The organism is Mycobacterium sp. SMC-4 (assembly GCF_050205565.1).
Classification (GTDB): Bacteria; Actinomycetota; Actinomycetes; order Mycobacteriales; family Mycobacteriaceae; genus Mycobacterium.
This window is the reverse complement of record NZ_JBNMQU010000011.1, coordinates 43949-55607: the sequence shown is the minus strand read 5'-3', so window position 1 is coordinate 55607 and position 11659 is coordinate 43949. Positions and strand designations below refer to the sequence as shown.

Genomic DNA, 11659 nt, shown 5'->3' with positions numbered 1-11659 from the left:
TCCTCAGGATCTACGCGCAAAGAAAAGGATGCAGGTGTGTCCGAGGAACCTCAGTCGCAGTGGAAGCCTCTTCCCCGCCTGCGCACACACGAGCAAGTCATGGCCGAGATCGAGAGCCGCCTCATCGCCGGCACCTTGAAAGCCGGTGACCGGCTGCCCCCCGAACGACAGTTCGCCGAGGCGCTCGGGGTGAGCCGCGGCGCCGTGCGGGAAGCCCTGCGGATCCTGGAGGCCATCGGGGTCGTGGAGGCGGGAACCGGCTCGGGACCCACGTCGGGCTCGATGATCGTCAAGGACAGCATCGCCGGCATGGCGATGGTCATGCGGATCCACCTCCAGTTGGCGTCGTTCACGCAGGAGGACCTCGTCGAGGTCCGGCTGCAGATGGAAGGCCTCGCCGCGCGCAAGGCCGCTCAGAGTGCCACCAGCGAGGATATCGCCGACCTGCGCGGGCTGGTCGAACAGATGAGGGGGGTGCACACCACCGCATCCTTCAACGACCTGGACACCGCGTTCCACGTCCGGATCGCCCGCGCCTCCGACAACGGACTGGCCGCCGTGCTCATGGCGGCGCTGCGCGAGGCGCTCCGTCAGGCGATGGTCACCGCGTTCGAGGAGCTCGAAGATCCGATGCGGACGATGGAGACCGTGGCCGACGAACACGCGGCGATCGTCGACGCGATCGCATCCGGGGATGCCGATCTGGCCGTCGAGCGGGTCACCACCCACATTCGCGATTTCTACCGCGCCGTGGGCTTCAGCGAGATGAAGTGGGCCGGCTGACCGCCGGCCGATTCTGACGAACGAACTAGACCCCGTAGAGCGAACGGGAAGTCCTGGCACCTCGTCGGGGCGGTCACCGACCAAGGAGAGTGTCGACATGCATATCGCCGAGGGATTCCTCCCCCCGCTGCATGCCGCGGCGTGGAGCATCGCTGCCGCGCCGTTCGTCATTCACGGAACCCGGGCGGTCGTCCGGGAGATCCGCGACCGCCCGGAATCCAGGCTGCTGCTGGCCGCTGCCGGTGCGTTCACGTTCGTGTTGTCTGCCATCAAGCTGCCGTCCCTGACCGGCAGTTCCAGCCATCCCACCGGAACCGGCCTGGGAGCGGTCCTGTTTCGGCCGCCCGTCATGGCTTTCCTCGGAACGGTCGTGCTGCTCTTCCAGGCACTGCTGCTCGGTCACGGCGGCATCACCACCCTCGGCGCGAATGTCTTCTCGATGGCCGTCGTCGGACCGTGGGTGGGGTACCTCTTCTGGCGGCTGACCCGGCGCGCAGGGATCCTGCCGGCGGTCTTCATGGCGATGGCGACCGCTGACCTGGCCACCTACTGCGCGACATCCCTCCAGCTGGCGCTCGCCTTCCCCGACATGCAGAGTGGTGTACTCGGATCGATCGCCAAGTTCCTGTCGGTCTTCGCGGTCACACAGATTCCGCTCGCGATCATCGAGGGCCTCATCGGTGTCGTGGTGATGCGCGTGCTGATCAGTGTCGCCAAACCCGAGCTGACGAATCTCGGAGTGCTCGGCGCCCAGAAGAAGGAGCGCGCGGATGTCTGATCGACGCATGTCCGGCCGCGGTGTGCTGATCAATGTCGGCCTGCTCGCGGCCGCCGCCCTGATCTTCGCGGTGTGTCTGATCGTCGGCGGGAGCACGACGTCCGACGAGGCATCCGAGGAATCCTTCGTCGGCACCGACACCACCGCGGTGACCGCGATCGAGGGCAGCCATCCGGACTACACCCCCTGGTTCGAACAGGTCTTCGCGCCGCCGTCCGCCGAAGTCGAGTCCGGGTTGTTCGCGCTGCAGGCCGCCCTCGGAGCCGGCGTGTTCGGCTACGCCGTCGGTTCTCTGCGCCGGCGTCGGGCGACCGCTTCCGCACACCCCGATGTCGGCGAAGACCCCCGCTGACCGTGTCACCGAACGGGTCGACAGTGGACACCGTCGCCTGGAACAGCCGGTGGCGGACCCGGTCGGTGCTGGAGAAGGTCGTGCTGTGCGGCGGGCTGCTCGCCTGCGCGGTGGTGCTACCGCCGTGGCCGGCTGCGCCGCTGGTGCTGGTGGGCGCCGTCGTCGCGGGACGGCTGGCGGGTCTGCCGAACCTGCACCTGATGCGGATGCTGCGCGTCCCGCTCGTCTTCATCGTCGTCGCCGGAGCCTCGACGGCGGTGAGTGTGGATCCGGCCGGGCCGACGTTCACCACGTCGGCCGAGGCGGTGCTCAGAGCGTGCGAGACCGCGGCGCGGGCGATCGCGGCCACCGCGGCGGTGATGCTGCTGGCCTCCACCACCCCGATGAGCGATCTCACCGACTCCATGCGCCGGATCGGCCTGCCGTCGGCGTGCGTGGACGTCATCACCGTCATGTACCGGATGATCTTCCTGCTGCTGGAGTCGCTCACCGTGATCCGCAAATCGCAGACCGCGCGGCTGGGCTATTCCGGCGTGCGCCGTTCGGTGCGTTCCGCCGGCCTGCTGACCGCGGCCGTGTTGGTCCGCGCGTGGCGGCGTGGCCAGGCGCTCGAACGCGGCTTGGCGGGCCGCAATCTCGGCATGCCGCTGGCCCGCCCCGAGAGCCCCGCCGTGTCGTCGCGGTTCGTGGCAAGCGCGGCGCTGGTCAACGCCGCGGTGGTGTCGGTGTCGCTGCTGGTGGCGTTGAGATGAGGTGCCGACGGTGAGTCATCGGCACCTGTCCGGGTCGGACCTGCACTTCGGCTACGAGCGCGGCTTCGAGGTGCTCCGCGGCGCGGACCTCGACGTGGCACCCGGTTCACGCGTTGCGCTGCTGGGCGCCAACGGTTCGGGCAAGAGCACGCTGCTGCAGTGTCTGGCCGGCACCCTGCGCCCGAATGCCGGGGAGATCAGCCTGGACGGCCGGCCGATCGACTGGTCCCGACGCGGTCTGCGCGCCCATCGCCAAGCGGTCCAGCTGGTTTTCCAGGACCCGGACGACCAGTTGTTCTCCGCCGATGTCGCAGAAGACGTTGCGTATGGTCCGGTGAACCTCGGTCTGTCGGCCACCGAGGTCAGGGAACGGGTCGATCGCGCGCTCGACCTGCTGCACATCGCCGATCTGCGCAACCGCCCGACGCATCAGTTGTCGTTCGGTCAACGTAAACGGGTCGCCATCGCCGGAGCGGTCGCGATGCGGCCGTGTGTGCTGCTGCTCGACGAGCCGACGGCCGGGATCGATCCGGCGGGGGTCGACGCGCTGTTCGACACCCTGGCCGAACTCGAGCGCGCCGACACCACCGTCGCATTGTCGACCCACGACACCGCACTGGCCCTCGAGTGGGCCGATTCGGTCGCGGTGATCAGTGCCGGGTCGACTCGCCAGGACCGACCGTCGACCATCTTCTCCGACACCGGACTCCTGCGGGATGCGCAGTTGAAGCCTCCGTGGTTGACCACGCTGGCCCGCGATCTGGTGCTCGACGGCATCCTGCCGCCGGATGTCGCTCCCACGACGCCCGAGCAGCTCCGCGCCGCGCTCAGATCCGCCGTCGCCGCGCGACGCGGTGCGGTTCCGGCAAACGGCGCCATGCCCTAGACTCGTCACAGCGGGCCCGATGAAGCTGGTGGAATTCCAGCACAGTCGCGCTACTGTGACACTCCCGTTCGTGGCGGGGGTGAAGTCAGACCTGAAGGCCCGCAGTCACATCCACGGACTCAGGGACGCCGAATCCCTGCGGGAGGTCATCATGGCGACAGCCGACATCGGACATGCGGTGCAGTGGAAGCCGTTGGCGCGCATCCGCACCCACGAGCAAGTGATCGCCGAGATCGAGAACCGGTTGCTGACGGGGCATTTGCGCGCCGGTGACCGCCTGCCCCCGGAGCGCCAGTTCGCCGAAGCGTTGGGGATCAGCAGAGGTGCGGTTCGCGAGGCGCTGCGCATCCTCGAAGCGGTCGGGGTCGTCGAGGCGGGCACCGGTTCGGGTCCCGGCGCCGGCTCGGTGATCGTCAGGGACAGCGCCACGGGGATGGCCACGGTGCTGCGTCTACACCTGCAGGTGGCCTCATTCAGCCGTGACGATCTGCTCCAGTGCCGCCAGACGATGGCGCAGTTGGCGGCCCGCAAGGCGGCCGCCTCGGCGACCGGCGAGGACATCGCCGTGCTGCGGTCGCTGGCCGAGCGGATGCGTGATGCGCCGACGCATGCGGACTTCGCCGAGCTCGAATGCGACTTCCACGCGCGTTTGGCAAGGACATCGGACAACGCGCTGGCCGTCATGCTGTCGAAGGCGCTGGCCGACGTCGAAAACAGCCAGTGTGCAACAGGTTTCCACCGGACGAACGATGCCTTGACTCAGACGTCCCCGTCCGCATGTGACTACGCGCTCGTCGTCGATGCCATCGCCGCCGGCGATGGCGAGGCAGCCGCGGCGCTGGTGACCGGAACCCTGGTCCAGAACGACTGCGGCGCAGTGGAGCTGAATCTCAAGCGGGCCGGCTGAGGCCGGAACGCGAAGTGGCATAGGCGCGTTCACCGTATCCGCGGTGGTCCAGCGACCATCCGGTGATGTCCATGACCGCACGTAGGAACTGTTCGAATGTGCCGAAGTGGAGATGGCCCATACCCGGTGTGGTGCGGTATATCTCGCCCGTCCACGAGCGACTCGCGGTAACGATGAACTTGCGGGCGGCAGATCTCTGATCGCGTCGCACCCGCGGCCGCCTGGGCGCTGCCCGGTCCGCATGTTCGGCCTCAGCCGGGTCGGCCTGCGCCCTCAGTGGCCACCCTGTGACGGCGAGTACTGCGGCACAGAAGGATTCGACCGAGCTGAAGCCGATCCGCTCCCGGCCCGGGCGCGTGCAATAGAGCTCCCCACTCCACGGTGCGTCCGCGGCGACGATCAGCTTCGGCGTCACGACCACGGTCATCAGACGCGCGCTGCGGTGCCCGTGTAGTCGGGATCCTGCTGGATCCAGCTCATCAGCTTCCGCAGATCACGGCCGGTGCTCTCGATCGGATGCTGCTCACCGCGCTCGCGGAGCGACCGGAACTCGGCGGCCCCGCTGTCCTGGTCGTCGATGAACCGCTTGGCGAAGGTCCCGTCGACGATGTCGGCCAGCACCGCTTTCATGTTCTCTTTGACATCCGGGGTGATCACGCGGGGTCCCGACACGTAATCGCCGAATTCGGCGGTGTCCGAGCAGGACCAGCGCTGCTTGGCGATGCCACCCTCGTACATGAGGTCCACGATCAGCTTCAGTTCGTGCAGGCACTCGAAGTAGGCGACCTCCGGTTGGTAGCCGGCCTCGATGAGCGTCTCGAAGCCGTACATCACCAGCTGCGACGCGCCACCGCACAGCACCGACTGCTCGCCGAACAGATCGGTCTCGGTCTCCTCGGCGAACGTTGTCTTGATTCCACCGGCGCGCAGTCCACCGAGCGCCTTGGCGTAGGACAGCGCCAGCGGCCACGCGTTGCCGGAAGGATCCTGCTCCACTGCCACGAGCACCGGCACGCCGCGGCCGTTCTCGTATTCGCGGCGGACAAGGTGTCCGGGTCCCTTCGGGGCGACCATGAAGACGTCGACGTCTTCTGGCGGCGAGATGTAGCCGAACCGGATGTTGAATCCGTGGCTGAAGACCAGCGCGTTGCCGGCGGTCAGTGCCGGGGCGATTTCCTCGGCGTACAGCGTGCGCTGATGCTGATCCGGGACGAGGATGACCACGACATCGGCCTCCGCGGCCGCTTCGGCGGGCGAGACGACCCGCAGACCCTGCTCCTCGGCGGCCGCGCGACTCTTCGAGCCGGGTTGCAGACCGATCCGAACGTCGACACCGCTGTCCCGCAGCGACAGTGCTTGCGCGTGCCCCTGGCTGCCGTAGCCGATCACGGCTACCCGCTTGCCCTGGATCAGGGACAGATCGGCGTCATCGTCGTAGAACATCTCGGCTGGCACGGCACATCTCCCACTGCTCGGATCAAGCCGCCACTTGGACGACCAGTATGTGGTCGGACCATACATGTTGGTGTTCGCGCACGTCAATGTGGGCTTGTGTCTGGCACAACTGCTCACGCATGCTTGTGGCACAGACCACAATTGTGGTAGGACCATATTGAGATCCGCCCACCATTGGAGACTTATATGCATCCACAGAGCGCGACTGTGCAACCCGTGCAGGACGGTGCCGCGCAGCGTCGCGGCCTCCGCAAAGTCGGCGCCGCGAGCCTCATCGGGACGACCATCGAGTACTACGACTTCTTCGTCTACGGCACGGCCGCCGCGCTGGTGTTCCCCGCCGTGTTCTTCCCCGAGAGCAGTCCGGCGATGGGCACGATCGCGTCCTTCGCCACCTTCGGCGTCGCGTTCTTCGCCCGCCCCGTGGGCTCGATCGTGTTCGGGCACTTCGGGGACAAGATCGGCCGCAAGCGGACCCTGGTCTGGACCCTGTTGATGATGGGTCTGTCGACCGTCGCGATCGGGTTCTTCCCCGGCTACAACAGCGGAGTCTTCGGCGTCCTGGAGAACGGCATCGGGATCTGGGCGCCCGTCCTGCTGGTGACCATGCGCTTCCTGCAGGGTCTGGCCATGGGCGGCGAATGGGCCGGCGCGACACTGCTGACGGCCGAGTACGCACCGAAACACCAACGCGGGCGGATGGCCATCTACCCACAACTGGGGCCCGCGTGCGCCTTCTTCCTCGCCAGCGGCACCTTCTTCGTCGTGTCCATCACCGTCGGAGCGACCAGTGGGGCGTTCCTCGAATACGGCTGGCGGTTCCCGTTCATCGCTTCGCTGCTGCTCGTGATCGTCGGGCTCTGGATCCGGCTGTCGATCGCCGAGACACCCGTGTTCAAGAAGCACCTGGAAAGCCGCGCCGACGCCACCGCACCGGCCAAGCTCCCGTTCGCCGAGGCCTTCAAGAAGCAGTGGCGCCAGATCCTGATCTCCGGCCTGGCGATGTCGACGGTGTTCTCGATGTTCTACACCGGGAGCACCTTCCTGACCAGCTACGGAATGTCGTCACTGAACTTCACCCGCACGATGATCCTCGGTTTCGGCATGATCGCCGCGGTCGTTCTCGGGATCGTGACCGCGGTGGCCGCCATCATCTCCGACAAGGTGGGACGCAAGCGGGTCATCGCGGTCGCGTACGGCGGCGCGGTGATCTGGTCGCTGGTGCTGTTCCCGTTGCTGGACACCGGCTCGGCGTTCGCCTTCCTGATCGGCGTGACCGTGACGTTGGCCCTCTACGGGGTCGCCAACGGACCTGCGGGCGCGCTTCTGCCGGAGATGTTCCAATCGCGGTTCCGCTACACCGGTGCCGGCTTGAGCTACAACCTCGGCGGCATCATCGGCGGCGCGATCCCGCCGATCCTCGCGGCTCAGATCGTGGCGAACTACTCGAGCATCTGGGTGGGCGTGCTGCTGGCCGGCCTGTCTGCAGTCAGCTTGCTGTGCGTGCTGGCCCTGCCGGAGACCAAGAACAACGACCTGGAAGCGGACACGGACGTGCCTTCCGGGCGGAGCGTCACCTCCTGAGGCCGTTCGACCACGCAGGCACCGCCGGTGAGCTTCTGCTCACTGGCGGTGCCGCGTTGTGTCACCGGATTTCGCCTCGTCGATCCTGAAAGGACTCTCGATGACCACGGACATCTCCCCCAGGCCCTCGTTGACCGTCGCGGGACGGCTGGCCACCCTCACGCTGCAAAAACCGGCTGCTATCAACGCGATCGGTCCGGAGGAGATCGACTCGCTCACCGTGCTGCTCGAGGCGGCGGTGGCCGACCCGGCGGTCGCCACGATCGCGATCCGCGGAGAAGGTGAGCGCGGATTCTGCGCCGGCGGCGACATCAAGCGCGTCCGCACCATGATCGTGTCCGGCGACCTGGAGGGGCTCGCCGACTTCTGGGCTGCCGAGTACCGCCTCGATCACCTGATCGCCACCTGCCCCAAGCCGGTGGTCTCGATCGCCCACGGCCTGACCCTGGGCGGAGGTATGGGATTGGCGTCGCACGCCCGGCACCGCGTCGTCACCGACTCCACCCGCATGGGTATGCCCGAAGTGCTCATCGGGCTCTCGCCCGACGTCGGCGGCCTGTGGCTCTTCTCCCGTGCACCGGGGCGCACCGGGACGTACGCCGCCCTCACCGCCGCACATCTGACCGCGGGAGACGCGCTCTACATGGGCCTCGCCGATCACTACGTGCCGGACGAGCGGATCGAGGAACTGACCGAGCGGCTGCAGCACGTTCCGGCTGCCGAGGCGCTGGGCGACTTCGACGGCCGACCGCCGTCGTGGGTTGCCGACCAGCGCACGGCCATCGACGACATCTTCGGAAAATCCTCGGTGGCCGCGATCGCCGCCGCTGCCGAGTCCGCAGATTCGGAGGTGGCGGACCGTTCTCGTACCGCGTTGAACAGCGCTTCCCCCACCGCGCTCAGCGTGACGTTCGAGGCGCTGCGCCGGGCCGCCGACATGGCGGATCTGGCCGAGTGCCTCGACCAGGACCTGCGGGTGGGACAGCACTGTGCGCGTCATCCCGACCTGATCGAGGGCATCCGCGCGCGCGTGGTGGACAAGGACCGCGCTCCCCGGTGGCGTCCCTCGACACTGGGTCAGGTCTCAGCGGATGCGGTGGCGAGCTTCTTCGCCCGCATCGGCACCCCGCTGCAGGTGCGCGACTGGTAGCCCTCGACGCTATCGGGCGGCCACCGGCCGCGCGGCCGCCAGCGATCGGGTGCGTTGTGCGGGTGCCGCGACGCCGCTGGGCGCGGTGTCGTCGGCGCCGAAGCCGGCGACGGCTCCGATCACCGTGATGGCCGGGGGTTTGATGCCGGCGGCCTGCACGGCTTCGGCGATCGTCGCGACGGTCGCCCGCACCACGCGCTGCTGCGCGAGTGTGCCGTCCGCGACCGTGACCGCGGGTGTGTCGGGCGACAGGCCGTGCGCGATCAAGCTCGCGGTGATGGCCGGCAGTGTGGTGACCGCCATCAGGAACACCAGCGTCGTTCCGGCGCCGGCCAGGGCCGCGTAGTCCACGGTCGAGGCCGGATCGTCCGGGGCGACGTGACCCGACACCACGGTGACGCCCTGGGTCACTCCGCGGTGCGTCACGGGAATCCCCGCGCACGCCGGGACCGCCAGCGCCGACGTGACGCCGGGGATGACCGACACCGGCACCCCGGCAGCGGCACAGGCGATCAGCTCTTCGCCTCCGCGGCCGAACAGGAAGCTGTCCCCGCCCTTGAGCCGGACCACGGCCCGGCCTGCCCGCGCATGGTCGATCAGGATCTCGTTGATCCGGTGCTGCGGGGTGGCCTTCCCGAACGGGATCTTGCCGACGTCGATGACCTCGACCGCGGGGCCGAGTTCGGCGAGCACCGACACGGGGGCGAGCCGATCGGTCACCACCACATCGGCGGCACGCAAGGCCTCCAGCCCGGCGACCGTCAGCAGGCCGGGGTCACCGGGCCCGCCGCCGACCAGCGTCACGTGACCGCGCCCGGAATCCCGGCGTTGTTCCGCCTCCGGTTCCCGGATACACCACACCCGTCGGTCTTCGCAGGCACCGGCGATGCTGCGGTCGACGTCGGACCGTTCGGTGGCGGCCACCGCCAGCCACATGTCATCGAGGTCGCTGTCGAGGAAATCGCGTCGGCGCCAGTCGATGAGCCCCCGGGCAGCCAGATCCTCGATGGTGGCGTCCGCGTCGGGGTGGACCACGGTCACCGACGCCTCCGCGTGCAGCAGCGCAGCCACGTGACGGACCGCCGCCCCGCCGCCGCCGAATACGACCGCAGCGCGCCCGACCATGTCGATCCGCGCAGCGTAGCCACGCTGCGGTGCCGGGGCCGCGGGTTCGGCACACAGACCGGTCAGGGTCGGGCGGCTCACAGGCGCGCTCCGCCCGGCACCCACAGCACGTCCCCGTGCTCGCGGTTGCTGTACCGCGCGAGAATGAACAGCAGGTCCGAGAGCCGGTTGAGATAGGTGATGGTGAGCTTGTTCATCGAGTCCGCGTACTCCTGATAGGCCCGCCACGCCTCGCGTTCGGCGCGACGGGCGACCGTGCGCGCAACGTGCAGATGTGCGGCGGCCGGAGACCCGCCGTTGAGGACGAATGACCGTAGCGGCTCGAGCTCGTCGTTGTAGCCATCGCACCACTTCTCCAACCGGTCGATGTAGGCCTGTGTCACCCGCAGCGGCGGGTGCTTCGGGTCCGGCACCACCGGTGTGCTCAGGTCCGCGCCGACGTCGAACAGATCGTTCTGGATGTGCAGCAGGACGGTGGCCACCGAGTCGTTGATCTCGGCGACACTCAGCGCCACGCCGATGTGGGCGTTCGTCTCGTCGACGGTGGCGTACGCCTCGAGACGGGGGTCGAGCTTGGACGTCTCGCTCATGTCACCGAGGCGGGTGGTGCCACCGTCGCCGGTACGGGTGTAGATCCGGGTGAGGTTGACCATGCTCAGGGCCTCCGCAGGATCAGGGCGTCACCTTGACCGCCGGCGCCACACAGCGCCGCCACGCCGTAGCCGGAACCGCGGCGAGCCAGTTCCAGTGCGACGTGCAGGGTGATGCGGGCGCCGGACATGCCGATGGGGTGACCGAAGGCGATGGCGCCGCCGTTGAGGTTGACCCGGGCGGGATCGATGCCGAGTTCCCGAGCCGACGCCAGCGCCACGGCGGCGAACGCCTCGTTGAACTCGACGACGTCGAGGTCGTCGACCGTGATCCCCTCCTTGGCCAGCGCCGCCCTGGTCGCGTTCGCCGGCTGCGACTGCAGGGTGGAGTCCGGTCCGGCGACCACGCCGTGGGCACCGATCTCGCACAGCCACGTCAGACCCATCTGCTCGGCGGTGGCCTTGTTCATCACCACCACCGCGCAGGCGCCGTCGGAGATCTGCGACGCCGAACCCGCGGTGATGGTGCCGTCCCGACGGAACGCGGGCTTCAGTGCGGCCAGGGACTCAGCGCTGGTGTTCACGCGGATCCCCTCGTCCTGGCTGAATTCGAGTGAATCGCCTTTCCGCTGCGGGACCGCCACGGGCACCACCTCTTCGGCGAACACCCCGTCCTTCCACGCGGCGGCCGCACGGCGGTGAGACTCCGCGGCGTACTCGTCCTGCTCGGCGCGGGTGAACCTGTCGATGTCGTTGCGCTGCTCGGTCAGGGCGCCCATCGGCTGATCGGTGAACACATCATGCAGCCCGTCGTAGGCCATGTGGTCCAGCACCGTGACGTGGCCGTACTTGTAGCCCGCGCGGCTGTTCATCAGCAGATGTGGAGCCTGGGTCATGGATTCCTGCCCACCGGCAACCACCACATCGAATTCACCGGCCCTGATCAGCTGGTCTGCCAACGCGATGGCGTCCAGTCCTGACAGGCACATCTTGTTGATCGACAGCGCGGGGACATCCCATCCGATCCCGGCCCCGACCGCCGACTGGCGAGCGGGCATCTGCCCTGCCCCGGCGGTGAGGACCTGGCCCATGATCACGTACTGGACCGCCTCGGTGGGCACGCCGGCCCGCTGCAACGCTGCCTTGATCGCGATCGCGCCGAGGTCGCTTCCCGAGAAGTCCTTGAGTGAACCGGAGAGCTTCCCGATCGGTGTGCGGGCTCCGGCCACGATGACCGATGTCGTCATGACGACCTCCAGGGTTTCGAGGTATCTGACCAGGTCGATCAGACTGTGGG

13 protein-coding genes are annotated in these 11659 nt (G+C 68.2%); 8 read left to right on the top strand and 5 right to left on the bottom strand.

The features are described 5' to 3' along the window. Positions 1-99 precede the first annotated feature (99 nt). The 6 genes from ACQI46_RS19120 (at position 100) to ACQI46_RS19095 (ending at position 4458) form a co-directional block, all read left to right on the top strand. Positions 100-783, top strand: coding sequence for a FadR/GntR family transcriptional regulator (locus tag ACQI46_RS19120; RefSeq protein WP_427095612.1), 684 nt, complete (start codon positions 100-102; stop codon positions 781-783). A 97-nt stretch (positions 784-880) separates the two neighbouring features. Beyond that, positions 881-1561, top strand: coding sequence for an energy-coupling factor ABC transporter permease (locus tag ACQI46_RS19115; protein WP_427095611.1), 681 nt, complete (start codon positions 881-883; stop codon positions 1559-1561). Next, positions 1554-1913, top strand: coding sequence for an energy-coupling factor ABC transporter substrate-binding protein (locus tag ACQI46_RS19110; protein ID WP_427095610.1), 360 nt, complete (start codon positions 1554-1556; stop codon positions 1911-1913). The genes ACQI46_RS19115 and ACQI46_RS19110 overlap by 8 nt, the downstream gene beginning before the upstream one ends. A gap of 23 nt (positions 1914-1936) precedes the next feature. Further along, entirely contained in the window at positions 1937-2665 is a 729-nt protein-coding gene (gene cbiQ / locus ACQI46_RS19105) for a cobalt ECF transporter T component CbiQ (RefSeq protein WP_427095609.1), read from the top strand. A 10-nt stretch (positions 2666-2675) separates the two neighbouring features. Beyond that, entirely contained in the window at positions 2676-3551 is an 876-nt protein-coding gene (locus ACQI46_RS19100; RefSeq protein WP_427095608.1) for an energy-coupling factor ABC transporter ATP-binding protein, read from the top strand. Positions 3552-3621: 70 nt separating this feature from the next. After that, on the top strand, positions 3622-4458 hold the full coding sequence (locus ACQI46_RS19095) for a FadR/GntR family transcriptional regulator (RefSeq protein ID WP_427095607.1): 837 nt from the start codon (positions 3622-3624) through the stop codon (positions 4456-4458). Here the strand turns inward: ACQI46_RS19095 and ACQI46_RS19090 are convergent. Continuing rightward, positions 4442-4885 carry a hypothetical protein gene (locus tag ACQI46_RS19090; RefSeq protein WP_427095606.1) on the bottom strand — a complete coding sequence of 148 codons (444 nt, stop codon included), beginning with the start codon at positions 4883-4885 and terminating at the stop codon, positions 4442-4444. The genes ACQI46_RS19095 and ACQI46_RS19090 overlap by 17 nt on opposite strands. Next, positions 4885-5901 (bottom strand): ketol-acid reductoisomerase, encoded by a 1017-nt coding sequence (gene ilvC / locus ACQI46_RS19085; RefSeq protein WP_427095793.1) that lies wholly within the window; start codon positions 5899-5901, stop codon positions 4885-4887. The genes ACQI46_RS19090 and ilvC overlap by 1 nt, the downstream gene beginning before the upstream one ends. Before the next feature lie 198 nt (positions 5902-6099). On the opposite strand from ilvC, the gene ACQI46_RS19080 reads away from it, so the two are divergent. Together ACQI46_RS19080 and ACQI46_RS19075 are read left to right on the top strand one after the other, a co-directional pair. After that, positions 6100-7497: an MFS transporter gene (locus tag ACQI46_RS19080; protein WP_427095605.1), complete on the top strand. Its 1398-nt coding sequence runs from the start codon at positions 6100-6102 to the stop codon at positions 7495-7497. Between the two features lie 100 nt (positions 7498-7597). Next, positions 7598-8647, top strand: a complete 1050-nt coding sequence (locus ACQI46_RS19075; protein ID WP_427095604.1) for an enoyl-CoA hydratase/isomerase family protein — start codon at positions 7598-7600, stop codon at positions 8645-8647. 9 nt (positions 8648-8656) lie between these two features. On the opposite strand, the gene cobA is transcribed toward ACQI46_RS19075, so the two are convergent. The 3 genes from cobA to ACQI46_RS19060 are packed head-to-tail and all read right to left on the bottom strand — an operon-like array spanning position 8657 to position 11609. Further along, complete coding sequence (gene cobA, locus ACQI46_RS19070) at positions 8657-9853, bottom strand: uroporphyrinogen-III C-methyltransferase (RefSeq protein ID WP_427095603.1); 1197 nt, start codon at positions 9851-9853, stop codon at positions 8657-8659. Next, positions 9850-10425, bottom strand: a complete 576-nt coding sequence (locus tag ACQI46_RS19065) for a cob(I)yrinic acid a,c-diamide adenosyltransferase (protein WP_427095602.1) — start codon at positions 10423-10425, stop codon at positions 9850-9852. Before ACQI46_RS19065 ends, cobA begins: the two co-directional genes overlap by 4 nt. 2 nt (positions 10426-10427) lie before the next feature. After that, positions 10428-11609, bottom strand: a complete 1182-nt coding sequence (locus ACQI46_RS19060; protein ID WP_427095601.1) for an acetyl-CoA C-acetyltransferase — start codon at positions 11607-11609, stop codon at positions 10428-10430. Between the last annotated feature and the right edge of the window lie 50 nt (positions 11610-11659).